Source organism: Peribacillus sp. V2I11 (assembly GCF_030817135.1).
Lineage (GTDB): Bacteria > Bacillota > Bacilli > Bacillales > DSM-1321 > Peribacillus > Peribacillus simplex.
Genome location: NZ_JAUSYW010000001.1, coordinates 632,066 through 658,148, shown reverse-complemented (window position 1 = coordinate 658,148; position 26,083 = coordinate 632,066). Strand labels below are relative to the sequence as shown.

Annotated in this window: 27 protein-coding genes and 2 pseudogenes; all 29 read left to right on the top strand. The window is 43.0% G+C overall.

What is annotated here, in order from left to right:
• Nucleotides 1-177 precede the first annotated feature (177 nt).
• Complete coding sequence (sdaAB, locus tag QFZ73_RS03110) at nt 178-840, top strand: L-serine ammonia-lyase, iron-sulfur-dependent subunit beta (protein WP_251427857.1); 663 nt, start codon at nt 178-180, stop codon at nt 838-840.
• A 37-nt stretch (nt 841-877) separates the two neighbouring features.
• Nucleotides 878-1,762 carry an L-serine ammonia-lyase, iron-sulfur-dependent, subunit alpha gene (gene sdaAA, locus QFZ73_RS03105; protein WP_307262827.1) on the top strand — a complete coding sequence of 295 codons (885 nt, stop codon included), beginning with the start codon at nt 878-880 and terminating at the stop codon, nt 1,760-1,762.
• A complete protein-coding gene (recG, locus tag QFZ73_RS03100) occupies nt 1,759-3,810 on the top strand; it encodes an ATP-dependent DNA helicase RecG (protein ID WP_307262825.1) in 2,052 nt (683 codons plus the stop codon). The genes sdaAA and recG overlap by 4 nt, the downstream gene beginning before the upstream one ends.
• Nucleotides 3,811-3,931: 121 nt before the next feature.
• Nucleotides 3,932-4,489 (top strand): transcription factor FapR, encoded by a 558-nt coding sequence (gene fapR, locus QFZ73_RS03095; RefSeq protein ID WP_034313744.1) that lies wholly within the window; start codon nt 3,932-3,934, stop codon nt 4,487-4,489.
• 24 nt (nt 4,490-4,513) lie between these two features.
• On the top strand, nt 4,514-5,500 hold the full coding sequence (gene plsX / locus QFZ73_RS03090) for a phosphate acyltransferase PlsX (protein ID WP_307262820.1): 987 nt from the start codon (nt 4,514-4,516) through the stop codon (nt 5,498-5,500).
• A gap of 27 nt (nt 5,501-5,527) precedes the next feature.
• Nucleotides 5,528-6,476, top strand: a pseudogene (fabD, locus tag QFZ73_RS03085) (ACP S-malonyltransferase).
• A complete protein-coding gene (gene fabG / locus QFZ73_RS03080; protein ID WP_307262818.1) occupies nt 6,473-7,216 on the top strand; it encodes a 3-oxoacyl-[acyl-carrier-protein] reductase in 744 nt (247 codons plus the stop codon). The pseudogene fabD and the gene fabG overlap by 4 nt, the downstream one beginning before the upstream one ends.
• A 57-nt stretch (nt 7,217-7,273) precedes the next feature.
• Nucleotides 7,274-7,507, top strand: coding sequence for an acyl carrier protein (locus tag QFZ73_RS03075; RefSeq protein ID WP_034313729.1), 234 nt, complete (start codon nt 7,274-7,276; stop codon nt 7,505-7,507).
• A 265-nt stretch (nt 7,508-7,772) separates the two neighbouring features.
• Nucleotides 7,773-8,516: a ribonuclease III gene (gene rnc, locus QFZ73_RS03070; RefSeq protein WP_137018983.1), complete on the top strand. Its 744-nt coding sequence runs from the start codon at nt 7,773-7,775 to the stop codon at nt 8,514-8,516.
• Nucleotides 8,517-8,536: 20 nt separating this feature from the next.
• Complete coding sequence (gene smc, locus QFZ73_RS03065; RefSeq protein WP_307262814.1) at nt 8,537-12,100, top strand: chromosome segregation protein SMC; 3,564 nt, start codon at nt 8,537-8,539, stop codon at nt 12,098-12,100.
• A 27-nt stretch (nt 12,101-12,127) separates the two neighbouring features.
• Nucleotides 12,128-13,144 (top strand): signal recognition particle-docking protein FtsY, encoded by a 1,017-nt coding sequence (ftsY, locus tag QFZ73_RS03060; RefSeq protein WP_307262811.1) that lies wholly within the window; start codon nt 12,128-12,130, stop codon nt 13,142-13,144.
• Between the two features lie 255 nt (nt 13,145-13,399).
• The gene (locus QFZ73_RS03055) at nt 13,400-13,732 is read left to right on the top strand and encodes a putative DNA-binding protein (protein WP_061462382.1); all 333 of its coding nucleotides are present in this window, start codon (nt 13,400-13,402) and stop codon (nt 13,730-13,732) included.
• Between the two features lie 11 nt (nt 13,733-13,743).
• Nucleotides 13,744-15,084 (top strand): signal recognition particle protein, encoded by a 1,341-nt coding sequence (gene ffh, locus QFZ73_RS03050; protein ID WP_307262806.1) that lies wholly within the window; start codon nt 13,744-13,746, stop codon nt 15,082-15,084.
• 153 nt (nt 15,085-15,237) lie between these two features.
• Complete coding sequence (rpsP, locus tag QFZ73_RS03045; RefSeq protein WP_034313715.1) at nt 15,238-15,510, top strand: 30S ribosomal protein S16; 273 nt, start codon at nt 15,238-15,240, stop codon at nt 15,508-15,510.
• Between the two features lie 13 nt (nt 15,511-15,523).
• Nucleotides 15,524-15,754: a KH domain-containing protein gene (locus QFZ73_RS03040; protein ID WP_230158131.1), complete on the top strand. Its 231-nt coding sequence runs from the start codon at nt 15,524-15,526 to the stop codon at nt 15,752-15,754.
• Between the two features lie 221 nt (nt 15,755-15,975).
• Nucleotides 15,976-16,362, top strand: a complete 387-nt coding sequence (locus QFZ73_RS03035) for a YlqD family protein (RefSeq protein WP_034313711.1) — start codon at nt 15,976-15,978, stop codon at nt 16,360-16,362.
• A 10-nt stretch (nt 16,363-16,372) separates the two neighbouring features.
• Nucleotides 16,373-16,891, top strand: a complete 519-nt coding sequence (rimM, locus tag QFZ73_RS03030) for a ribosome maturation factor RimM (RefSeq protein ID WP_063231884.1) — start codon at nt 16,373-16,375, stop codon at nt 16,889-16,891.
• Entirely contained in the window at nt 16,891-17,625 is a 735-nt protein-coding gene (gene trmD, locus QFZ73_RS03025) for a tRNA (guanosine(37)-N1)-methyltransferase TrmD (protein ID WP_251427886.1), read from the top strand. Before rimM ends, trmD begins: the two co-directional genes overlap by 1 nt.
• Nucleotides 17,626-17,755: 130 nt before the next feature.
• Complete coding sequence (gene rplS / locus QFZ73_RS03020) at nt 17,756-18,103, top strand: 50S ribosomal protein L19 (protein WP_034313702.1); 348 nt, start codon at nt 17,756-17,758, stop codon at nt 18,101-18,103.
• A 216-nt stretch (nt 18,104-18,319) separates the two neighbouring features.
• On the top strand, nt 18,320-18,880 hold the full coding sequence (gene lepB, locus QFZ73_RS03015) for a signal peptidase I (protein WP_251427889.1): 561 nt from the start codon (nt 18,320-18,322) through the stop codon (nt 18,878-18,880).
• Between the two features lie 17 nt (nt 18,881-18,897).
• Nucleotides 18,898-19,770, top strand: a complete 873-nt coding sequence (gene ylqF, locus QFZ73_RS03010; RefSeq protein WP_251427892.1) for a ribosome biogenesis GTPase YlqF — start codon at nt 18,898-18,900, stop codon at nt 19,768-19,770.
• Between the two features lie 155 nt (nt 19,771-19,925).
• Complete coding sequence (locus QFZ73_RS03005) at nt 19,926-20,708, top strand: ribonuclease HII (protein WP_373458988.1); 783 nt, start codon at nt 19,926-19,928, stop codon at nt 20,706-20,708.
• Nucleotides 20,709-20,720: 12 nt separating this feature from the next.
• Nucleotides 20,721-21,002, top strand: coding sequence for a hypothetical protein (locus QFZ73_RS03000; protein ID WP_307262787.1), 282 nt, complete (start codon nt 20,721-20,723; stop codon nt 21,000-21,002).
• Entirely contained in the window at nt 20,935-21,525 is a 591-nt protein-coding gene (locus tag QFZ73_RS02995) for a hypothetical protein (RefSeq protein WP_307262784.1), read from the top strand. Before QFZ73_RS03000 ends, QFZ73_RS02995 begins: the two co-directional genes overlap by 68 nt.
• Before the next feature lie 242 nt (nt 21,526-21,767).
• Nucleotides 21,768-21,974: a hypothetical protein gene (locus QFZ73_RS02990; protein WP_307262779.1), complete on the top strand. Its 207-nt coding sequence runs from the start codon at nt 21,768-21,770 to the stop codon at nt 21,972-21,974.
• 18 nt (nt 21,975-21,992) lie between these two features.
• Nucleotides 21,993-22,264: pseudogene (locus QFZ73_RS02985) on the top strand (EscU/YscU/HrcU family type III secretion system export apparatus switch protein).
• A gap of 490 nt (nt 22,265-22,754) precedes the next feature.
• Nucleotides 22,755-23,915, top strand: a complete 1,161-nt coding sequence (gene sucC / locus QFZ73_RS02980) for an ADP-forming succinate--CoA ligase subunit beta (protein WP_061462395.1) — start codon at nt 22,755-22,757, stop codon at nt 23,913-23,915.
• Between the two features lie 18 nt (nt 23,916-23,933).
• Complete coding sequence (gene sucD / locus QFZ73_RS02975; protein ID WP_251427904.1) at nt 23,934-24,836, top strand: succinate--CoA ligase subunit alpha; 903 nt, start codon at nt 23,934-23,936, stop codon at nt 24,834-24,836.
• 118 nt (nt 24,837-24,954) lie between these two features.
• On the top strand, nt 24,955-25,821 hold the full coding sequence (dprA, locus tag QFZ73_RS02970; RefSeq protein WP_307262769.1) for a DNA-processing protein DprA: 867 nt from the start codon (nt 24,955-24,957) through the stop codon (nt 25,819-25,821).
• Nucleotides 25,822-26,083 lie beyond the last annotated feature (262 nt).

Here is a 26,083-nt window from a genome sequence, read left to right as displayed (position 1 = left end):
CTTATTCGTCACAATGTTTGGCGGATCCTGAAAATAAAAGGCAATAAACTGCATATGTCATTAGGCTATGCAGTTTTATTTTTATGAAAAGAAGGATTACGGACAGCGTAATTATAATTACAATATATCAGGCTTTATTATTAAACCACTCCCAGTGTTTAGAAGGAGGAGCAAATCATGAAATTTAGAAGTGTATTCGATATAATTGGTCCTGTTATGATCGGCCCCTCTAGTTCCCATACAGCAGGAGCTGCAAGGATCGGTAGGGTTGCCAGGAATTTATTCGACCGGGAACCAAAATGGGCCCATATTTCTTTTTACGGATCGTTTGCCAAAACCTATAAAGGCCATGGAACGGATGTAGCCATTGTAGGAGGCTTACTTGATTTTGATACATTTGATGAGAGAATCAAAGAATCGCTGGAAATAGCCCGTAAAAAGAAAATGAAGATTACTTTTCGAGAAGAAGAAGCCGTACCGGAACATCCCAATACAGCAAAAATAACAGTTGGTGATGAAGATGGTGAACTGGAACTTGTCGGAATATCGATTGGCGGGGGAAAGATCGAAATCGTCGAACTGAACGGATTTAAATTGAGGCTCTCCGGGCACAACCCTGCCATACTCGTCGTTCATGATGATCGATTTGGTGCCATTGCCAATGTTTCAAACATATTAGCCAAGCATCAAATCAATATTGGCCAGATGGAAGTCTCCCGAAAAGAGAAAGGGAAGATGGCCTTGATGACGATTGAAGTGGACCATAACCTGGAGGATCACGTCATCGCTGAAATTACAGCACTCCCCAACATCACTCAAGTAGCAAGGATTGTGGATTGATAGGGCAATCGTTTCCACTTAGGAAGGAGAAGAAATCATGTTTCGAAATGTAGCGGAATTAGTAGAATTAGCTGAATCAAAGGAGAAAAGAATTTCAACGCTGATGATAGAGCAGGAAATGGAAGTAACGGGAAAAAGCCGTGAAGAAATCATCCGCCAGATGGGAGTCAACCTGGATGTAATGGAACGGGCAGTTGAAAAAGGACTTCAAGGTGTACGGTCCGTTTCCGGCCTGACGGGAGGGGATGCAGTCCTTCTTCAGAATTACATTGAATCAGGAAAGTCCTTATCCGGTGAACTGCTGTTGGATGCGGTAAGCAAAGCCGTGGCAACAAACGAAGTGAACGCAGCCATGGGGACGATTTGTGCGACACCGACTGCCGGTTCTGCTGGTGTTGTGCCTGGAACCCTTTTTGCTTTGCAAAATAAATTAAAACCGAATCGGGAACAGAAAATTGAGTTCCTATTTACAGCAGGGGCGTTTGGTTTTATAGTAGCGAATAATGCTTCGATCTCTGGAGCCGCAGGGGGCTGTCAGGCGGAGGTCGGTTCTGCTTCGGGTATGGCAGCGGCAGCCATCGTTGAAATGGCAGGAGGGACACCTGCACAAAGTGCAGAAGCGATGGCAATCACATTAAAGAACATGCTTGGTCTTGTGTGTGACCCTGTTGCTGGGCTTGTGGAGGTGCCTTGTGTGAAGCGTAATGCCATGGGTGCAGCCAATGCTATGGTTGCCGCAGATATGGCGTTAGCGGGGATCACAAGCCGCATTCCGTGTGATGAAGTGATTGATGCGATGTACAAAATCGGTCAAACGATGCCATCGGCTCTTAGGGAAACTGCACAAGGAGGTTTAGCGGCTACACCGACTGGGCGGGAGTTGGAAGCGAAAATCTTTGGCTTACCGCTGAATAAGAAGTGAACTCGACTTTACAGGAACCCATCACAGCAGTAAAAGGCATTGGGGCCGAAACGGCAGCAGCATTGGGGGAAATGGAGATCCATACCGTCGCGGATCTCCTTGAGCACCTCCCATATCGCTATGAAGATTACCGGTTGAGGGATTTAGAAACGGTCGAGCATGATGAGCGGGTTACAGTAGAAGGCAAGGTTCATACGGTGCCCACGTTAGGGTACTTCGGAAAGAAAAAATCCAGGCTTACGATTAAAGTGTTGACTGGAAGATATTTAATAAATGTCATTTTTTTTAACCAGCCATATCTGAAGCCCAAGCTTGCGATTGGCGAAACCGTAACTATAACAGGAAAGTGGGATCGTCATCGCCAAACCATTACAGGCTCAGAATGCCACGTTGGTGATCGTAGCCGGGAGAAAGAGTTCGAACCGGTGTATTCAGTGAAGGGCAGCATTACTGTCAAAGGGCTCCGCCGCTTTATCTCCAATGCATTTTCTGAATATGGAACAATGATAGAAGAAAATCTGCCCCCGCAATTACTGGCGGCATACAAACTGATGCCGCGTAACGATGCTCTTCGTACCATGCATTTCCCGCAATCGGCCAATGATGTAAAAAAGGCAAGACGCCGTTTTGTGTTTGAAGAATTTTTATTGTTTCAACTTAAAATGCAGGCACTTCGTAAAGTGCAGCGGGAGCAGTCAAAAGGAATTGGCCAGGAGTTTGACATGGAGCAGCTGGAAGCCTTTGTTAAAACTCTCCCTTTTCCTTTGACGAACGCCCAGAATAGGGTTGTCGAAGAAATAATGAATGACATGAAATCTCCCTACAGGATGAATCGTCTACTTCAAGGGGATGTCGGGTCTGGAAAAACGGTGGTTGCCGCCATATGCCTGAAGGCGACGATTACAGCAGGTTTCCAAGGTGCACTTATGGTCCCGACGGAAATCTTGGCCGAGCAGCATACACAATCCTTGAAGGCGATGTTGGAACCGAGTGGAGTAAAGGTCGCATTGTTGACAAGTTCGGTAAAAGGCAAAAAGCGCAAGGAACTATTGCAAATGCTCGAATCCGGTGAGCTAGATCTTTTGATAGGAACTCATGCGTTGATACAGGATGAAGTGAATTTTCGGAACCTGGGTCTGGTCATAACGGATGAACAACATCGTTTCGGAGTGGAGCAGCGCCGAATCCTTCGTGAAAAAGGTACAAATCCAGATGTACTTTTCATGACGGCTACACCGATTCCGCGAACGCTCGCTATTACAGTGTTTGGGGAAATGGACGTCTCAACGATCGATGAAATGCCTGCCGGGCGTAAAGCGATAGAAACCTATTGGGCGAAACACCAAATGCTTGATCGGATCTTAACCTTTGTCGAAAAGGAACTAAAGAAAGGGAGACAGGCTTACGTCATCTGTCCATTGATTGAGGAGTCGGAGAAACTCGATTCTTTACAGAATGTTCTTGATGTTCATGCAATGCTGACCCAATACTTTGCGAACAGGTACCAAGTGGGACTTATGCATGGAAGGCTGCCCGCGGATGAAAAAGACGAAGTGATGCAGCAGTTTAGTGCCAATGAAGCACAAATCCTTGTTTCCACGACGGTTGTCGAGGTTGGGGTGAATGTTCCGAATGCCACGGTAATGGTCATTTATGATGCGGAGCGCTTTGGGCTTTCACAGTTGCATCAGTTACGCGGAAGGGTAGGACGGGGAAGTGATCAGTCTTTTTGCATCCTGCTGGCCGATCCGAAAACGGAAGTCGGCAAAGAAAGGATGAAAATCATGACCGAAACAAACGATGGTTTTGCCCTTTCTGAAAAAGATTTGGAACTACGTGGCCCCGGGGACTTCTTCGGTAAAAAACAAAGCGGCCTTCCCGAGTTCAAGGTAGCCGACATGGTCCATGATTACAGGACCCTGGAAGTGGCAAGGACGGATGCTGCAAAATTGATTGCCTCCCAAAGCTTTTGGCATTCCCCGGAGTATGCACCGCTGCGGAACTATTTAGAGGGAACTGGCGTATTTACGGGAGAAAAACTGGACTGAACTGAATATAAAAAACCAATAGCAGATTGTGAGATTTTACGCAATATCTTGCAATCTGTTTTTAAAATATATATACTACTATTAGTACCTAGTCATAATACTACGGATGGTGACCTTCAAAATGCGAAGAAATAAGAAGGAACGCCAGCAATTATTAATCGAAACGATTAAACAGAATCCTTTTGTAACGGATGAGGAGCTGGCTGAAAAATATTCGGTGAGCGTCCAGACCATTAGGCTTGACCGTCTTGAATTATCGATACCGGAACTGCGTGAACGTATTAAAAGCGTGGCCGAGAAAAAATTCAGTGACGAAATCAGGGCATTGCCTTTGGATGAAATCATCGGGGAAGTAATTGATCTTAATTTAGATGACAATGCAATTTCGATTTTGGATATAAATAAAGAGCATGTCTTTAAGCGGAATGGAATTGCAAGGGGACATCACCTTTTTGCCCAAGCAAATTCATTGGCTGTAGCAGTCATAAATGATGAATTGGCATTAACTGCGAAAGCATCCATTTTATTTACTCGTTCTGTAAAGGAAAATGAAAGAGTGGTAGCTAAAGCGAGGGTCAAAAACGTGGACCACACCAACGATCGTTCCGTGGTGGAGGTTAGAAGCTACGTGGGTAATGAACTGGTTTTTAAAGGCGAGTTCGAAATGTATCGCTCTTAACTTGCTAGTAAAGGATGAAATAAAATGAAGATAACGATAGATGCAATGGGTGGCGATAATGCTCCCAAGGCACAGGTTTTGGGAGCGATGAAAGCTGTCGAGACTTTTTCCGATGTGGAAATCACCTTGATAGGCAATGAATCCGAGATTAACCAATACTTAGCGAAACATGGCCGAATAAGGGTTATACATACTGATGAAAAAATATTAAGTACCGATGAACCTGTTCGTGCGGTTCGCCGCAAGAAAAGCGCCTCGATGGTATTGGCTGCACAGCAAGTGGCTGATGGAGAAGCCGATGCATGCATTTCTTCAGGCAATACCGGGGCGCTAATGGCTGCAGGCCTGTTTGTGGTCGGAAGGATAGAAGGCATTGAACGTCCGGCATTGGCACCCACCCTTCCGACAATCGATGGTAAAGGTTTTGTACTACTGGATGTAGGCGCGAACTCCTATGCGAAACCGGAGCATCTCCTTCAATTCGCCATAATGGGGTCTGTTTATGCCCAAAAAGTGCGGGGAATCGAAAAGCCCCGTGTAGGATTACTTAATATCGGAACGGAAGAAAAAAAAGGGAATGAACTGACTAAGCATGCCTTTACATTACTGCAGCAATCATCGGAGATATCCTTTATAGGTAACGTAGAGGCAAGGGACCTCCTAAGCGGTCCGGCAGATGTTGTCGTAACGGACGGCTTCACGGGAAATATGGTGTTAAAGACGCTGGAAGGTACTGCTATGGGCGTATTCAAAATGGTGAAAACGGCCTTGATGAGCAATCTCAAGAGTAAATTGGCTGCAGCAATGGTAAAGCCTGAACTAAAAGGCATAAAAAGTAAAATGGATTACTCGGAGTATGGCGGTGCTGGCCTATTCGGTTTGAAGGCGCCTGTCATTAAGGCTCATGGTTCTTCAGATGCGAATGCGGTCTTTAATGCAATACGCCAGACTCGCGATATGGTTGGTAATGACGTCATATCGACAATTGCGGAGACGATAGAAAAACAATAATAAATCATAGAGGCAGGGGAGTAACAGATGGGTAAAATTGCTTTTGTCTTTCCAGGACAAGGTTCACAATCAATAGGAATGGGGCATGGCTTATTTCAGGAAAACGAGCGTGCTCAGCAAATTTTTCGAACAGCTGATGAAAAACTTGATTTTCCACTTTCCGAATTGATCTTTAATGGCACACAACAAGAATTAACGGTGACTTATAATGCACAGCCTGCTTTATTGACCACGAGTTATGCTTTTGTCAAGGAGTTGGAAGAAGCGGGGATCAAACCTGATTATACAGCCGGGCACAGTTTAGGTGAATATACGGCATTAGTGGCATCTGGTGCAATTTCTTTTGAAGATGCCGTATATACAGTGCGTAAGCGTGGTGAATTCATGGAAGCTGCGGTACCGAATGGACAAGGCTCAATGGCTGCGATATTGGGAATGGACCGGGAAGCTCTATCCGATGTCACTGCTGAAATTACGGCCACAGGGGAATCCGTTCAATTGGCCAATATTAATTGTCCAGGGCAAATCGTCATTTCAGGCACCTCGGAAGGGGTTAAACTTGCCAGTGCAAAAGCCAAGGAAAATGGGGCTAAACGGGCTCTTCCTCTTGAAGTGAGTGGACCGTTCCATTCGGAATTGATGAAACCGGCAAGCAGAAAAGTTACAGGGTGTCCTCGATGAGGTAAGCTTTAAACAGGCAGAAATTCCTGTCATTTCAAACGTAACGGCTAAGCCCATTACTGCACCTGCTGAAATAAAAGAAAAATTAATCGAACAGCTGTATTCACCGGTCCTTTGGGAGGACAGTGTGAAAAATCTACTTGCATTGGGCGTGGATACGTTCATCGAGGTGGGCCCGGGGAAAGTATTGGGCGGATTGATAAAGAAAATTGATCGTTCCGTTCAAATTCACTCGGTATCCGATATAGATACTCTAACTAAAACAATTGAAACTTTGAAGGGGGTACAAGCATGATCCTCGAAGGTAAAAAAGCACTTGTAACGGGAGCTTCACGAGGAATTGGCAGGGAAGTTGCGTTAGAACTTGCCCGTCAAGGAGCAGACGTTGCCATCAACTATTCTGGAAATGAAGCTAAAGCGAATGAAGTGGTTGATGAAATCAAGGAATTGGGCCGTAAAGCATTCACCATCCAATGCGATGTTGCAAATAGTGAATCGGTGACAAGCATGATCAAAGAGGTCGTCGAACAGTTTGGCAGAGTGGATATCCTGGTTAATAATGCAGGTATCACGCGTGATAACCTATTGATGCGTATGAAAGAAGATGAATGGGATTCTGTGATCAATACGAATCTTAAAGGCGTGTTCCTATGCACCAAAGCGGTTACAAGGCAAATGATGAAGCAGCGCAGCGGCAGGATCATCAATATGGCATCGATCGTCGGCGTCAGCGGAAATGCAGGGCAGGCTAATTATGTAGCGGCTAAAGCTGGTGTGATCGGCCTGACTAAAACCACGGCAAAGGAACTTGCTTCAAGAGGCATTACGGTCAATGCGATTGCCCCAGGTTTCATCTCAACGGATATGACTGGTGAATTGCCTGAAGACGTCCAAAAAGCCATGCTGGACCAAATTCCGCTTGCACGCTTCGGTGACCCTAAAGATATTGCTGCAGTGGCGTCTTTCCTCGCTTCTGAGGCTAGCAAATATATGACTGGGCAAACTCTTCATGTAGATGGCGGCATGGTCATGTAAGTTTTCTTTGATTTTTTTCGAAATTAATTTATAATGTCTTGAGGGGAGGTGAACACATTGGCAGATGTATTAGAAAGAGTAACTAAAATCGTTGTAGATCGTTTGAACGTGGAAGAATCAGAGGTAAAACTTGAAGCTTCTTTCAAAGAAGATCTTGGTGCCGATTCCCTGGATGTAGTTGAACTAGTCATGGAATTCGAAGACGAGTTTGATATGGAAATTTCGGACGATGACGCTGAAAAAATCGCCACAGTAGGTGATGCTGTGAATTACATACAAAGCACTATGTAATGAATTGTCATTTGACTAAAAGCTCCGTTTTTTAACGGGGCTTTCTCTTATTGCTTAAAGAAGTTTGATGCAGCGGCAGATAAGGGAATGAGCATGTACACGGGTAAGCTCCGCCTGCTTGGCAGTGGTCTTTTGCCATTAGTTTTCTTTAAGCGGATAATAATGTATGATGGTACATAGGAAAGCTTGACAGGAATTCCTGCCAGGTTTCTTTTTATATATTGGAAAAATATGCTTTTTGAACCGTTGTGGAGGGTTTTGTGTGATGCGTAGGAACGGAAATAATCGTAAACCATCAATCAAGGATAATAAATTTAAACAGTTGCAAGAAAATCTGGGTTTTCATTTTAAAGATGAAAATTTATTGAAACAAGCTTTTACACATTCATCTTATGTGAATGAGCATCGCCGTAAGCCTTATGAAGATAATGAAAGGCTTGAATTCCTGGGGGACGCTGTACTTGAACTGACCATCTCTAAATACTTATATCAAAAATATCCGATGATGAGCGAAGGTGAACTTACCAAACTAAGGGCAGCCATTGTGTGTGAGCCTTCACTTGTTGCTTTTGCAAATAGCCTTTCTTACGGGGAATATGTATTACTCGGAAAAGGGGAAGAAATGACAGGTGGAAGAGAACGCCCTGCCATGCTTGCGGATGTATTCGAAGCTTACATTGGTGCTTTGTACCTTGATCAAGGATTAGAGCCAGTTGTGCAGTTTTTGACGAATGTCGTGTTTCCGAAGATAGACGAGGGTGCTTTTTCTCATGTGATGGATTATAAGAGCCAGCTTCAGGAGCTGATCCAGCGGGATGCCATCGGTGTCCTGCAATATAAGATCTTGCAGGAAAAAGGACCGGCTCATAATCGGGAGTTTGTTTCGACCGTCTCCCTGAATGGGGAAGAGCTGGGCTCTGGAATAGGAAAGTCCAAAAAAGAAGCGGAGCAGCATGCTGCCGAGCATGCATTGATCGTTTTAAAAGAAAAAAACCAACAAGATAGTTGAACAGTAGAGGAGGAAAGGTCATGTTCCTCAAACGCTTGGACGTTGTAGGATTTAAATCTTTCGCAGAGAAAATTTCGATTGATTTTGTACCTGGTGTCACGGCAGTGGTTGGACCAAACGGAAGCGGTAAAAGTAATGTGACCGATGCAGTCCGATGGGTACTTGGAGAGCAGTCTGCGAAATCACTGCGTGGAGCCAAAATGGAAGATATCATCTTTTCGGGAAGTGATACGAGGAAAGCGTTGAATTTTGCGGAAGTATCATTGACCCTTGATAACGAGACCAATTCCCTGCCGATTGACTTTCATGAAGTCAGTGTGACAAGACGTGTATATCGATCGGGGGAAAGTGAATTTTTCATTAATAATCAAGGTTGCCGTCTGAAAGACATCATAGACCTTTTCATGGATTCTGGTCTTGGACGAGAAGCATTTTCAATCATCAGCCAAGGGAAAGTGGAAGAAATCCTAAGCAGTAAGGCTGAAGAGAGACGAGTGATCTTTGAAGAAGCAGCCGGTGTCCTGAAGTATAAAACAAGAAAACGAAAAGCGGAATCGAAGCTGACGGAAACACAGGATAACTTAAACCGTGTCCATGATATCCTCCATGAATTGGAGGGGCAGGTGGAACCGTTAAAAATTCAGTCTTCCCTCGCCAAGGAATTTTTGGCGAAGAAAGAAGAACTTGAGCAAATAGAAGTGGCTTTAACCGTTTTTGAAATAGAAGAACTTTATGAAAAATGGGAAAAACTGTCACAGGAACTTGAAAAACATAATGAAATGGAACAGCAAATGGCAGGACAGCTTCATGACAGGGAAGCGCATCTCAAAAAGCTAAGGGATAGTCTTGCGACGCTTGAGACATCGATCAATGGACTTCAGGAAATTCTCCTGAATGCCAGCGAAGAACTTGAAAAGCTTGAAGGCCGTAAAGAAGTTTTGAAAGAACGGAAAAAAAATGCTGCCCAAAACAAGTCACAGCTAGAAAAAGCGATTGTGGAAGGTGAGGCGGCTGTCGAGCGTTTGTCTTTGCAAAAGGAAAGAGAAACGGAAATCCTGAATGCACTGAACTTGGAAGTGAAAGGGATTCAAGAAACCTTACATGAAAAACAAAAAAGCCTAGGCCTATTCAATAGTGATATCGAAGCGATGATCGAAGCGAAAAAGAGTGACTATATCGAGTGGTTGAACAAGCAGGCATCAGCTAAAAACGAAAAACAATACCTGCTCCAGCAGCTAACACAGCAGGAACATAAAAATGCTAAACTTGATATGGAAAATGAAAAGTTCTTAACCGAAAGAATGGATATCACTGCTAAAAAAATGGAATATTCACAGCTGATGGACAATATGACAAAGCAGCTTGAAGAGCATGTCACTTATTTCCGAAATCAGCAGAATAAATTGAATGCGGCAAAAGATACGTATCAAAAACAAGAAACCACCCTTTATAAGGCCTATCAATTCCTTCAACAGGCAAAATCACGTAAGGAACTGCTTGAAGAAATGGAAGATGATTATGCAGGCTTTTTTCAGGGTGTAAAAGAGGTTTTGAAAGCGAAAGAAACCCTTCGAGGCATTGAAGGGGCAGTTGCGGAATTGATAAAGGTTCCAAAGGAATATGAAACGGCCATAGAAACGGCTCTGGGCGGAGCGATGCAGCATGTGGTCGTGGAACGCGAAGAGCATGCACGGGAAGCCATTTCCTTCTTGAAGAAAAATAGGTATGGACGTGCGACGTTCTTGCCTTTATCAGTAATGAAGGCAAGAGAGATATCAGCTAACCAATTATCGATGCTGAAGAGTCATTCAGCTTTTGTAGGGACTGGTTCCTCTTTGATCCAATATGATGATAGGCATGCAGCGATTGCTGAAAACCTATTAGGAACGGTGATGATCACCACAGATTTAAAAGGTGCAAATGACCTGGCGAAAATGATGCAGCACCGTTTCCGCTTCGTAACACTTGAAGGGGATATCGTGAATCCAGGTGGTTCAATGACTGGTGGAGCCTTAAAGCAAAAAACGACCTCCCTGCTTTCAAGAAAAACGGAATTGGAAGAGCTCCATCAAAAACTTGATGCCATGGAAGCTAAAACGAATCAGCTGGAAAAGCAAGTCAAACAGCTCAAAGTGGATGTGGGTGTTCAAGAGCAAACGCTTGAACAAACCAGAAAAACAGGAGAGAGACTTCGATTACAAGAACAAACCCTTAAGGGCGAACTCCGTGAAGTTGAGCTGCAGGAAAGAAATGTGAATGAGCGGCTGCATCTTTATGATTTGGATAAAAATTCATATTTAGAAGAACAACAGCAAAAAACGGCAAGACTTGAAGAGCTGGAAGAACTTTTGGAATCATGTAAAACGGAAATTGAAGGGCTGGACCGGTTGATTTCCGAAATGACCGAACAAAAGCAATCTCAACAATCCTCAAAAGAGAGCCTTGCTGAAGAAACGAATGAACTGAGGGTAATTCTGGCTTCTAAGCGTGGGCAGCTACAAAACCAAAAAGAGAAGATGGAACGCATTGAATCGGATCTTTCAAAGGAAACAAGCAGGCTTGCCGAAAACAAAGATGATTTAGGGCTTCTGACCAATGAAATGACAGACAGTTCAAGCGGGGAAGAGTCCCTGGAAGATATGGCCAAACAGAAATTGCTCGATAAAAATGGAGCAATTGAAGGAATCACCATGAAAAAACAGGAAAAAAACGAGCTTCTAACGGAAGTTGAAACGCTTGAACTGTCCTTGAAAGAAGAGAATCGACTTTATAGAGGCATTGTCGAAGTGATAAAGGATGAAGAAGTGAAATTAACACGTCTGGATGTCGAACTGGAAAATCGCCTCGACCACTTGAGAGAAGAATATACCCTTTCCTTTGAAGGTGCTAAAGAACAGTATCCATTGATGATGCCAGCAGAAGAGGCTCAAAAAAGGGTGAAGCTCATCAAGCTTGCAATCGAGGAACTGGGGACGGTGAATCTAGGTGCAATTGATGAATACTCACGTGTAGCTGAACGCTACGAATTCCTTCTTAGTCAAAAGGAAGACCTTCAACAGGCGAAAGATACATTATTCCAAGTCATCGATGAAATGGATGATGAAATGAAGCGGCGCTTTGCGGACACCTTCCATTCGATCCGTGAAGAATTCGAACAAGTCTTCAAAGCTTTATTTGGCGGAGGCAGAGCGGAGCTGAAACTGACAAATCCTGATGATTTATTGAATACAGGGGTAGATATCATTGCACAGCCTCCTGGGAAAAAACTGCAAAATTTGAGCCTCTTATCCGGGGGAGAACGAGCATTGACAGCCATAGCCCTTTTATTCTCCATTCTAAAAGTGCGTCCGGTACCTTTCTGTATCCTTGATGAAGTCGAGGCAGCGCTTGATGAGGCGAATGTCGTCCGGTTCAGTCAATTTTTAAGGAAGTTCAGCAGGGAAACGCAGTTCATCGTGATTACTCACCGAAAAGGCACGATGGAAGCGGCGGATGTCCTATATGGCATTACAATGCAGGAGTCAGGCGTCTCCAAACTTGTTTCAGTCCGGATGGAAGAATCAGAAAACTTTATTGAAGTTTAAAATTCATGAATTAGAGGAAGTGGGACAATGAGTTTTTTCAAAAAGCTAAAAGAGAAATTTACGACCCAGGAAGAAAAAGAAAAATCAGTTGAAGCAGAAGTATCCATAGGGGAAAAATTCAAGCAAGGTTTGACAAAGACGAGGAATTCCTTTACTGGAAGGGTTAATGAACTTGTTGCCCGTTACCGGAAAGTGGATGAGGACTTTTTTGAAGAACTTGAAGAAATCCTGATACAGGCTGATGTAGGCTTTGATACTGTGATGGAACTAATTGATCAATTAAAAATGGAAGTCAAGCTTCGCAATATCTCTGATACGAGGGAAGTGCAGTCCGTTATTTCCGAAAAGCTTGTTGAAATCTACCAAGGTGATGATGAAGCGACTTCAAGCCTGAATATACAAGAAGAAGGTTTGACGGTCATTTTGTTTGTAGGGGTTAATGGGGTAGGTAAAACGACGACTATTGGTAAACTTGCCCATAAATTCAAAACGGAAGGTAAATCTGTCGTATTGGCTGCCGGGGATACCTTCCGTGCCGGTGCGATTGAGCAGCTTGAGGTTTGGGGGGAGCGTGTCGGTGTCAGTGTAATCAAACAGGGTGAAGGCTCTGACCCTGCAGCGGTCATGTTCGATGCCATCCAGGCCGCCAAGGCACGAAAAGCTGATATCCTGATCTGTGACACTGCCGGTCGCTTACAGAATAAAGTGAATTTAATGAAGGAATTGGAAAAGGTGAAACGTGTAATTGAACGTGAAGTACCAGGTGCACCACACGAGGTGTTGCTTGCCCTTGATGCTACAACTGGACAAAATGCCCTTGTTCAGGCCAAGACATTCAAAGAAGCGACCAATGTTTCCGGTATCGTTTTAACAAAGCTTGATGGCACCGCAAAAGGTGGAATTGTTTTGGCGATTCGCAATGAATTGGCCATTCCCGTGAAATTTGTCGGGCTAGGTGAAAAAATGGACGATCTACAGGAATTCGATGCTGAGAAATATGTTTATGGCCTTTTTGCTGATATTATCGATAAAGAAGAGGTTTAAGAAAAATTGAAGCCGGAAGAGATTATTCTCTTCTGGTTTTTTTGTCCTTGCTTTGATGAGCACCATTCTTAATACAGGATTCACAGTGGCTATTTGGAGGAACAATTGCAGAAAGGTCTAAAAAAAAGTGGGAAAAAGAAAAAAATATTGCTTTGCAAACAAGTGGTAAGGAGTTTGACTTGACATCAAATAAACAAGGCTTTACAATATAAACTTGTAAAGGGTTTTCACTTAACAGCAGGGAGGCTTGCTAAGATGCTTGAAAAGACAACGCGGATTAATTATTTGTATGACTTTTACCAATCGTTGTTAACAGAGAAGCAGCAGAGCTACATGTCCCTCTACTATCTGGATGATTACTCTCTTGGCGAGATTGCCGATGAATACGAAGTCAGTAGGCAGGCAGTCTATGATAATATAAAAAGAACAGAAGCGATGCTTGAGGAATACGAAGCAAAGCTATTGTTATTTCAAAAATTTCAAGAGCGTAACCAGTGGATTGCGAATATGAAGGGACTCATAGAAAAGGATTCCTTTTCAAAAGAGAAGCTGCTAGACGCAATCACAACGCTTGAGAAGTTGGATTAGGAGGCGGCAATATGGCATTTGAAGGATTGGCCGACCGACTGCAGAGCACGATGCAAAAGATCCGTGGAAAAGGGAAGGTCAACGAAGCGGACGTAAAAGAAATGATGCGTGAAGTTCGATTGGCCCTGCTTGAAGCGGATGTTAACTTTAAAGTCGTGAAGGATTTTGTAAAACGTGTCAGTGAACGTTCGGTAGGTCAGGAAGTGCTGAAAAGCTTAACCCCCGGTCAACAGGTAATTAAAGTAGTTAAGGAAGAATTGACGGAGCTGATGGGCGGCGAACAGAGCAAGATTGCCGTTGCCTCGAAACCACCGACTGTCATTATGATGGTAGGGCTTCAGGGTGCTGGTAAAACGACGACCACCGGAAAGCTTGCCAATCTTCTTAGAAAAAAATACAACCGCAAGCCATTGCTCGTTGCGGCTGATATTTACCGTCCGGCGGCGATTAAGCAGCTTGAAACACTTGGCAAACAATTAAGCATGCCTGTTTTCTCCCTTGGGGACCAGGTCAGTCCTGTTGAAATTGCCAAACAGGCAATTGAAAAAGCTAAGGAAGAACATCATGATTATGTGTTGATTGATACCGCAGGCCGCCTTCATGTTGATGAAAACTTGATGGGCGAACTGAAGGATATCAAAGAGTTGACAAAACCTGATGAAATCTTCCTGGTTGTCGATGCGATGACAGGTCAGGATGCGGTCAATGTAGCCCAAAGCTTCAATGAACAGCTAGGCCTGACGGGAGTCGTATTAACGAAACTTGATGGGGATACACGTGGTGGTGCGGCACTTTCAATTCGTTCAGTCACCGATACGCCGATTAAATTCGTCGGTATGGGTGAAAAATTGGATGCACTTGAAGCGTTCCATCCGGAACGGATGGCGTCAAGGATCCTCGGCATGGGTGATGTATTGACCCTTATCGAAAAAGCACAGGCCAATGTAGATGAAGAAAAAGCGAAAGAATTAGAGAAAAAGATGCGTACAGCCACTTTTACCTTTGATGATTTCCTTGAGCAGCTTGGTCAGGTGCGGAATATGGGACCGCTTGATGATATTCTGAAAATGATTCCCGGTGCGAATAAAATGAAAGGGATGGACAACCTTCAGATTGATGAGAAACAGATCGGTCATGTTGAAGCTATCATCCGTTCAATGACAACGCTTGAAAAGGAACATCCAGAAACCATGAATGCATCCCGCAAGAAACGGATTGCCAAAGGAAGCGGCAGATCGATTCAAGAAGTGAACCGTCTACTGAAGCAATTCGAAGAAATGAAAAAGATGATGAAACAGGTTACGAACATGCAAAAAGGAAAGAAAAAGGGATTCAAATTCCCGTTCATGTAAGGTTTATTTTAGGTCAAAACTGAGGCGAAATACGGATCGAAGCCATGTATTTCAACACTTTTTTTACCTGTTAAGAAAAAAACCTTTACAAACATGCAAGACATTTGATATTATACTATCTTGTGTGAAACTATTCGGAGGTGCTTATTTAAAATGGCAGTAAAAATTCGCTTAAAACGTATGGGAGCTAAAAAATCTCCTTTCTATCGTATTGTAGTTGCAGATTCTCGTTCACCACGTGACGGACGTTACATTGAAGTGGTAGGAACTTATAACCCGGTGACTCAACCAGCTAAAGTTGAAATCAACGAAGAGCTTGCTCTTAAATGGTTACAAGATGGCGCTAAACCATCTGATACAGTTCGTAACTTATTCTCTACACAAGGCATCATGGAAAAATTCCATGTTGCAAAAAACAGCAAGTAATCGACGGTAGTTGATGAAAGCTCTGATTGAAACGATTGTTTCAGCACTTGTGGATTATCCGGAAGAGGTCATCGTGACCTCCAAGGAAGAATCCGACCGGGTTGTTTATATCCTCTCCGTTCATAAAGAGGACATGGGCAAGGTGATCGGTAAACAAGGGCGTGTTGCTAAGGCGATTCGGACTGTGGTATATGCAGCAGGATCTTCACAGCAGAAGAAAATCTATTTGGAGATTTCCGAATAAGGAGGGTTAATAGCCCTCCTTTTTTTGTACTTCAAGAAAGTGAAATTCCGACTTGGATCCTAATTGAATAGACCCGGACTTTAAACTTTACGCCTTTTTAAGACGCATCTTTTACCGATTTACGTTATACTTAAGAGAATGGCCCCCATTTCAAAAAGATTACCCCATCATACATATTTTTTGAAGGAAATAAGAAATCATAGATAATAGGAGGTGCTGGAATGAAAATTCTCCAAAATGTAATCGTTAACCAAGTATTAACGGAATCCAGCAAGAATCAGCTCCTCGAGAAATACAAGTCAAAACGCCTTCAGCTTCAAAAAGAGAGTGAACAGCTTCGCTTTGAACTGAAAAAACTTGAAAAAACAAGAACTCTCCAACCTGCTAGTCTCCGTGCTCATTTCGAAAAAGAAATAAACCAGAGGCAAGAAAAAATTAAACTGCTTGAATTTCAAATGGAGCAGTTGGAGATCCTTCCCGCAGGTAGTGAATTGAAGGAACGGGAAGTTCAAAGTATCATTGATGTGGAAATTGGGGCAGATTGGGACGAAATTATGGCAACGAAGACCATTGTCATTAAAGATGGAATCGTCTCGGAAATTCGTTAGAGGTGAAAGAATGGAAAAATGGTTTAATGTAGGTAAAATTGTCAACACACATGGTCTTTTAGGAGAAGTCCGTGTTATTTCTTCAACAGACTTTCCAGAAAAACGATACAAAGTGGGAAATACTCTGTATTTGTTTAGGGACACGGAGAAAAAACCTTTGCCGCTTATCATCAGGTCGCATCGCACCCATAAAAACTTTAACCTATTGACGTTCGAGAACTATTATAACGTCGGACAGGTCGAGGCTTTTAGAAACGGGGTCCTGAAAGTCAAGGAAGCACAGCTTGGTAAATTGGACGAAGGTGAGTTCTACTTCCATGAAATCATCGGCTGTTCGGTATTTACGGATGAAGGCATGGAAGTTGGGGAAATCATTGAGGTTCTTACGCCTGGTGCCAATGATGTTTGGGTCATTAAGAAAGCTGGCAGTAAGGACATCCTGATCCCGTATATTGAACAAATTGTAAAAGAAGTGGATATTTCCGCTAAAAAGGTCATCATTACACCGATGGAAGGACTTTTAGACTGATGAAAATCGATGTGCTTTCGCTTTTTCCAGAAATGTTCGAAGGGGTATTTGGTTCGTCAATTTTAAAAAAGGCTGCGGAAAAGCAGGCTGTCAGCTATAAGGTGACTAATTTTCGAGATTATGCAGATAATAAGCATTCGACGGTAGACGATTATCCGTATGGGGGCGGTGCCGGAATGGTATTGAAGGCACAACCGATCTTTGATGCTGTGGAAGCTCTTAAAGGGCAAGGAGAGCTAACCCCAAGGGTAGTCCTGCTTTGTCCCCAGGGAGAGCGTTACACGCAGAAAAAAGCCGAAGAGTTTGCTGAAGAGGAACATCTCATTTTCATTTGCGGGCATTATGAAGGGTATGATGAGCGCATCCGGGAGCATGTCGTAACTGATGAAATATCGATTGGTGACTTTGTGCTTACAGGCGGGGAATTGGGTGCAATGGTCATTATTGACAGCGTTGTTCGCTTGCTGCCTGGCGTTCTGGGAAATGTTGACTCCCCGATTCTTGATTCCTATTCTTCTGGTTTGTTAGAGCATCCCCATTATACTAGACCTGCAGATTTCCGGGGTATGAAAGTTCCCGATCCGCTAATATCCGGGAATCATAAAAAAATCGATGAATGGCGGATGAAGGAATCACTGCGCAGAACTTGGATTCGACGTCCGGATTTGCTCGATAGTTATGAACTATCGGAAGTTGAAGAAAAATTATTGTCCGAGATTAAAAAAGAAGACTGATGTCTATTGCATCGACGTTTATAGTATGATAGGATATACCTTGTGACTTGGGCAAAATGCTCAGTCTTATAACGATGTTCCGCTGCAAACAATAAGTATTTGCAAGAGCGTCCAGGAGGAGTTGAAATCGATGCAAAATCTTATTAACGAAATCACAAAAGAACAACTTCGCTCAGATCTTCCATCATTCAGACCTGGTGACACAGTACGTGTACACGTAAAGGTTATTGAAGGAACTCGCGAACGTATCCAGTTGTTTGAAGGCGTTGTAATCAAACGTCGTGGCGGCGGAGTCAGTGAAACTTTCACAGTACGTAAGATCTCTTACGGCGTTGGAGTAGAACGTGCTTTCCCTGTTCACACACCAAAAATTGCGAAACTAGAAGTTATCCGTCACGGTAAAGTACGTCGTGCGAAACTTTATTACCTACGCGAACTTCGTGGTAAAAAAGCACGTATTAAAGAAATTCGTCGTTAATTCTTCGAATATCTTCAAGCGGGCTTACCATGATCCACATAAGGTGAATAACCAAACAGTATCATGCAAAAAGGGAGCTTGTTTATCAGGCTCCCTTTTTGCACTTTAAGAAACGGTGAATACACATACGGTGAAAACTATATAGAATCCTGCTCGCTATAGCGTCCGCAACATGTTAAAATAATTGTTGATATGCTTCAAAAAGGGTGGGTAAGGATGGCGAAAAAGAAAAATGAATTGTGGGAATGGACAAAGGCGGTCATAATCGCGGCTATAGTGGCGACGCTGATTCGTTATTTCCTCCTGGCTCCTATTGTTGTGGACGGCAATTCCATGATGCCGACATTAAAGGATACGGACCGCATGATCGTTAATAAAATCTCCTATTCGATTGGCGAACCGAAAAGATTCGACATTATCGTTTTCGAAGCTCCAGAAGGAAAAGATTACATAAAGCGGGTCATCGGATTACCAGGGGAAAAAGTGGAATATAGAGATGATATTCTATACGTGAATGGAAAAGCTTATGATGAGCCATACTTGGATGAATATAAAGAACAATTGATTGATGGCGGGGCTTTGACGGAGCCTTTTACATTAAGTGATGTCATAGAACAAGGAACGGTGCCTGAAGACCACCTATTTGTCCTAGGGGATAATCGCCGTTTTAGTAAGGATAGCCGCCATATTGGCGTGGGTGTCGTTCCTTACGATAAAGTGTTAGGAAAAACTAAATTAGTTTATTGGCCGATTGAAGACTTTCGATTGGCGGAATAGTAGGAAGGTGGATTCCATTGACAATACAGTGGTTCCCTGGCCATATGGCCAAAGCAAGACGGGAAGTAACAGAGAAATTAAAACTGATCGACATCATCTTTGAACTTGTGGATGCCCGGATTCCGGCATCTTCACGAAATCCGATGATCGATGAAATCATTCAGCATAAACCGAGGGTTATCCTTTTGAATAAAGCTGATATGGCCGATCCGGTAAAAACTAATATGTGGCTTGAACATTATAAATCGCAGGGGAAAACGGCGATTGCCATTAATTCACAGGCAGGAAACGGTTTAAACCAGATTACAGCTGCTTCCAAAAAACTTTTAAAAGAGAAGTATGAGAGGATGGAATCAAGAGGAATAAAGCCGAGAGCGATCCGTGCCATGATAGTAGGTATTCCTAATGTGGGGAAATCGACATTAATCAATCGACTTGCCAAAAAGAACATTGCCAAAACAGGTAATACACCTGGCGTCACGAAAGCGCAGCAATGGATAAAAGTTGGTAAGGAATTGGAATTGCTCGACACGCCGGGGATTCTCTGGCCGAAATTCGAGGATCAAGAAGTAGGTTTGAAGCTTGCATTGACAGGTGCGATCAAGGATACGATTTTAAACTTGCATGAAGTCTCATTATACGGCCTTCGCTTTTTGGAAAAAGAATATCCGGATAGATTGAAATCCCGTTATAACCTGGATGTAATTCCGCAGGAAACGCTCGAATTGTTCGATGCGGTCGGAAAGTTCAGGGGCTGTTTAGCATCTGGGGGCTTCATCGATTATGACAAAACCGCAGAGTTGGTCGTACGTGAAATCCGTTCAGAAAAGATGGGCCCGCTTACGTTTGAGGTCCCATTGGATTATGAAGAGGATAATATCCCCGAATAAAATTAACATTGACCTGATTGTTGTAATACGGAGGTGGAGTTGGATGTCGAAAAGGCTTTTTCTTTTTGATGTCTCTTTTCCGCTCCGTATTTTTGTCTGAACTGTAGAAAGGAAGCCAAACTGCCGATAATTAATATGATGGGTGATAAAAGATGATAACTGCAATGAGCATTAAGGAAATCTCCTCAAAGTTAAAGACAATAAGAGAGCCCGAAGATTTATTTATACAAGAATGCCGGGAGGACGGACGAAAGGGAGTAAACGACTTAGTAAGCAAATGGCAAAGAGCTTATGAAAAAGAACAACAGGTAAGGGATACTTTCACGGAAATGACGGAATTTGAAAGGCAATTGCGAAAACAGGGGTTTTCCATTCTGGCTGGTATCGATGAAGTGGGAAGAGGACCGCTGGCAGGACCAGTTGTGACGAGTGCAGTCATCTTGCCTGAATCTTTTTATTTACCAGGGCTTAATGATTCTAAAAAGATTCCAGAGTCAAAAAGGGAACTGTTTTATGAAATGATTTTTAAGGAAGCAATATCCATAGGTGTAGGTGTTGTACATAGCGAAGTAATTGATGAATTCAATATTTATCAAGCTACGAAAAAGGCAATGGTGGCCGCATTGAACGATCTGTCAGAACTTCCTGATCATTTGTTGATCGATGCCATGGAACTGGATGTGCCGATTCCGCAGCTTTCACTCATAAAGGGGGACGCAAGAAGCATTAGCATCTCTGCGGCCTCCATAATAGCGAAAGTGACCCGTGATAGGATGATGATGGAATATGGTGAAAAATATCCGGAATATGGTTTTGAAAAGCACATGGGTTACGGGACAAGCCAACATTTAGAAGCGCTCGACACCCACGGGCTTACACCTTGGCATAGAAGAAGTTTTGCACCAGTTAAGGAAATCGCTGCACGAACGAAGGACTAAGGGGGGGGAGTGGTGCAATCCATAACAAGCGGTCAAACCGTATCTTCACCCATTGAAATAAAAGGAACTGCGAGTTTGAAAAACGGGCAAATCCTTTTCGGGAAGGTGAATAAGGTTTTTCCTAACCAAACGGCTGAGGTACAGATTGGCCATCAAAAAATGATTGCCACTCTCGATATCCCGCTTCGGACAGGAGAAAAGTCCGGTATTCCTGAGAATTCAGCGATTGATAAATTACACCAAGGATTGCAGCTGCTTTCGGAGGGCAAAAAGCGGAGCATTTGCAAAAGTTGAAGAGATCGAAACTGCTATTAATCGCATATTGAATAGTCATGATCCTGGGGAGGCAAACCTGCCAATTGACATTCACTCGATGCAGAGAAAAAATATTTCTGTAGAAAAACTTTCCCCTCTTGCCTATCATTTACTTCAGAGAGCTTTTATCGAAGCGGCAGCTAAAAATGCAGTAGGCAGAAAAATAGTTGTGGATGACCTTATAGGCTACTTGAATAAGGACACAGAGCAAGTTGCTGAGTCGAAGGGTAAGGTGGCTGAATTGCTGTTTCAGTCGCTTAATAAGCTCCCTGAGGCCCAATACGCTAGAATTAATAAGAAGCTGGTCCTTTCACATGTATTGGATGCTGATTTTCAAACAATCAATTTCACCAATGGACATTCTGTTGCACACCAATTGAAAGACATGACCAAGATCTTTGGTCTTCAGCTGGAACATGCACTCATTAATCTTTCTGAAGATGATATGGCGGATTTCCCGAAGGATCTAGAGACACTTAAACCGCTGCTGCTTAAATTGTGAATGAGCAAATTCCGGCATCTATCAAGGAGATGGCAGAACAAATCCTAAATCGGATTACTGCGCAACAGATCCTTTCACAGGAAAACGGGCCGATTCAGAATTTACTCCTTACACTTCTGCTCAATCTGGGATCTACTCAAACGGATCTAGGAAGGAAAACAAAAGATGGCAAAATAGACCCGGATTACTGCCGAGTCCTATTTTATTTAAAAATTGGAACGCCTTAAGAGACGGTCATCGACATGCAGGTTCAAAACCGAATCATAAAAGTGACGGTCATCACCGGGCATGGTGCGATCCTTGAAGAGGCAGCCGGTCAATATCTTGACATCCTGAGAGAGAATCTGGGAAAAATGGATTACAGATTATCAGGGGTTTCATTTGTAAATCCCATGAATGAAAAAGAGCGGTATGAAACCGATTCCTTTTTCAGAAGCCGGTTCATATAGCGGAGTGGATATTCGAATATGATAAATGATAAACGAAAAGAAGCCATTGCCTTAAAGTATGATGAAAGACATCCAAAGCGCCCGTCATATTGGCGAAGGGGAAAGATAAAACGGCTGAAAATATTCTGGAATAGGCCCTGAAACTGGATATACCGGTCCAAAGGGACGAATCGCTTGCTGCACTTTTAGGTCAATTGGATATAAATCAAACGATTCCGGAAGAATTGTATGGAGCTGTTGCAGAGGTATTTGCCTTCATTTATAAAGTTGACAAGGACATGAATCGGTAGAAGTCTAATTATCCATGTGATTTCATCAAATGGGTTTCTGTTGGTTTATGTAGAATATTAGGGAAATCACTGATGAATTTTCATTATATTAAAAAAATACTAAACTATTTGCAAAAGGACAAGGCTGTGGCTTTGTCCTTTTGCTTTTCCTATGAGTCAAGACAAGGATAACCGTATTTTTTCATGAAAAGATCTCTGAGTTAATATGGTGAAAAGGCTTTCACGGGAGTATTTTTAATAGATTTATAACTGTAATTACTTTTTTTGTAATAGAATTTCAGAACCAAAATAAATGATTTTAATAAGAATAAAACACAATGGCGAAGAAGGCTTTTTCCATATAACACAAGGGTATGGAAGTATATTATAATAATATTTTAAAAATTTTGTGAAAGAATATTATGCACGAAGGAGAATTTTGTTGTAATATGGTAGAGAAAACACGCATTAAATTTCAAGGTTGGTTTTTAGTAGATAAGGAGGATGGGAAATGAATATCCATGAGTATCAGGGGAAAGAGATATTGCGACAATACGGGGTATCCGTTCCAAATGGCCGGGTTGCCTTTACTGTGGATGAAGCAGTTGAAGCAGCGAAGGAGTTAGGTACGGAAGTTGTTGTCGTCAAAGCTCAAATTCATGCGGGCGGCCGCGGGAAAGCCGGCGGAGTCAAGGTAGCGAAGAATCTTGATGAAGCACGTACATATGCAGAAGAGATTCTTGGCAAGACGCTGGTGACCCATCAAACAGGACCTGCAGGCAAGGAAGTTAAGCGTTTACTTATTGAAGAAGGCTGCGACATTACGAAGGAATATTATATCGGGCTGGTCCTTGACCGTGCTACGAACAGTGTCGTATTGATGGCTTCCGAAGAAGGCGGAACGGAAATTGAGGAAGTGGCTGAAAAGACGCCAGAGAAAATTTTCAAAGAAGTAATCGATCCGGTTGTCGGCCTGACTGGCTTCCAGGCACGTAGGATTGCATTCAATATCAATATTCCGGCTTCACTTATAAATAAAGCTTCCAAACTGATGGTTAACTTATATACTGCTTTCGTTGAAAAAGATTGCTCAATCGCAGAAATCAACCCATTAGTGGTTACGGGCGATGGCAATGTAATGGCACTTGATGCTAAATTGAATTTCGATGATAATGCGATTTACCGCCATAAAGACATCGCGGAGTACCGTGATCTGGATGAAGAGGATGCGAAAGAGATTGAAGCATCAAAACATGGCCTTAGTTACATATCGCTTGACGGAAATATAGGATGCATGGTTAATGGTGCAGGACTTGCTATGGCAACGATGGACATCATTAAACATTATATGGGAGATCCGGCTAACTTCCTTGACGTTGGTGGCGGTGCTACTGAGGAAAAAGTAAAAGAGGCTTTCAAAATCATCCTATCAGATCAAAATGTTAAAGGCATCTTCGTTAATATCTTCGGAGGAATCATGAAATGTGACATCATCGCGACAGGCGTAGTGGCTGCTGCTAAAGAGCTTGGCCTGGATGTCCCTCTTGTTGTTCGTCTTGAAGGAACGAATGTGGACCTTGGCAAAAAGATTCTAAAAGAGTCAGGTTTAAATATTACGGCTGCTGAATCAATGGCAGATGGGGCACAAAAAATAGTATCACTTGTAGGATAATAGGCAGGGGGGAACATAATGAGCGTTTATATTAATAAAGATACGAAAGTGATCGTTCAGGGAATCACTGGTGCAACAGCATTATTTCATACAAAACAAATGTTGGAATACGGCACGAAAATCGTTGGAGGAGTCACTCCGGGTAAAGGCGGAACAGAAGCGGAAGGGGTACCTGTATTCAATACAGTTTCCGAGGCTGTCACTGAAACCGGAGCGACTGCTTCTGTTATCTATGTACCGGCTCCATTTGCTGCCGATGCAATTCTAGAAGCCGTAGATGCAGAACTTGATCTTGTCATTTGTATCACGGAACATATTCCTGTCCTGGATATGGTCAAGGTGAAGCGGTACATGGAAGGCAAAAAAACTCGCTTGATCGGACCAAACTGCCCAGGTGTCATTACTCCTGATGAGTGTAAGATCGGTATCATGCCAGGGTATATCCACAAAAAAGGCCATGTAGGCGTAGTTTCTCGTTCTGGAACTTTAACGTACGAAGCCGTTCACCAATTATCACAAGCTGGCATTGGGCAATCTTCGGCTGTCGGTATCGGTGGGGATCCCGTTAACGGAACGGATTTCATTGATGTTTTGAAAGCGTTCAATGAAGATCCGGAAACACATGCGGTGATCATGATCGGGGAAATCGGCGGAACGGCAGAAGAAGAAGCGGCAATCTGGGTGAGGGAAAATATGACTAAGCCAGTTGTTGGTTTCATTGGTGGCCGTACGGCTCCTGCCGGTAAACGCATGGGACATGCTGGTGCCATTATCTCAGGAGGAAAAGGGACTGCTGACGAGAAAATCCGCGTTATGAACGAATGTGGAATTAAAGTTGCCGAAACTCCATCCGTAATGGGTGAAACACTGATCTCCGTCTTGAAAGAAAAAGATATTTACGAACCTTGTAAAACACATTGATTTAAACTGGGCCGACCTTTTTTTGGGTCGGTCTTTTTTTCCTCCAATTTCCTCGGGAGAGACCAAGTACATCTCTATCAACCTACCTGTAAAAATATCCGATTAGGGGCGTTTCCAATTGAACACAAAAGAAAAGTTAATCCATCTCCATCATTGCCGCGGAGCAGGATGGAAAACAATCCAAACAATCATGTCCAAAGACCCGTCATTATCTTCCCTATTCACGACGAATTATGTTGAATGGGCAAATATGCTCCCTATCCCTTCAAATAAGCTTAACCTCTTTCACAAAGATTTACATTCACTCAATACCATCGATAAACTTAAAAAATACGAAGATAGCCAAATCCATTGTTTGACGATTTTCGATGATGAATATCCTTTTTTGCTGAAGCAAATATTCGATCCTCCGTGGGTTCTTTATTTTAAAGGTGATGAGAAGCTTTTAACAAGGAAGAATACGCTAGGTGTTGTTGGTACACGCAGGCCAACCACGTATGGTCTGGAGGCCTTAAAAACGATTCTATTACCGCTTGTAAAGAAAAAGTTCGTGATCATAAGCGGAGTGGCGGCTGGAATCGATGCAGAGTCACATAAGGTCACATTAAGGGAAGGCGGAGATACGATTGGAGTTTTAGGAGGGGGGCTTATGCAAATATATCCGAAATCCAATGTCACTCTTGCTGAAGAAATCATCAATAAAGGCCTGCTTATATCTGAGACTCCACCGGAAATGAAGGCGGAACCTTGGATGTTTCCGCTTAGGAATCGAATCATCAGTGGATTATCACAGGGAGTATTCGTGGTCGAGGCAAAAGAAAGAAGCGGTTCCCTTATTACGGCACAAGCTGCTTTGGAACACGGCAGGGAGGTTTTTGCGCTTCCTGGTAATGTTACGAGTCCTGAATCACTGGGGACCAATCAATTGATTCAGGATGGTGCCAAACTTGTTTTGAGTTCCAGGCAGATCGAGGAAGAGTTTTGAACAATATAATATAGAAGATAGACGGAGAATAAAAGGGGAAAATAGAAAAAAAGGTGCTTTTTTAGAAGGATTGGTTGAATTATTAGACAAAAAGGTTGAAAATATTGTAAAACTGTTATAAGTTTTGCAAATGGCACCTCTTTTCAAAATATCTATAAATAAATGAATCAGCATGCTTTGAAAAGTAAAGAGGTGTTGACAAATGATTTTTGAATGATTAATAATAGTGAAGATTTATATTACCTCTTTGAGGAGGATTTAT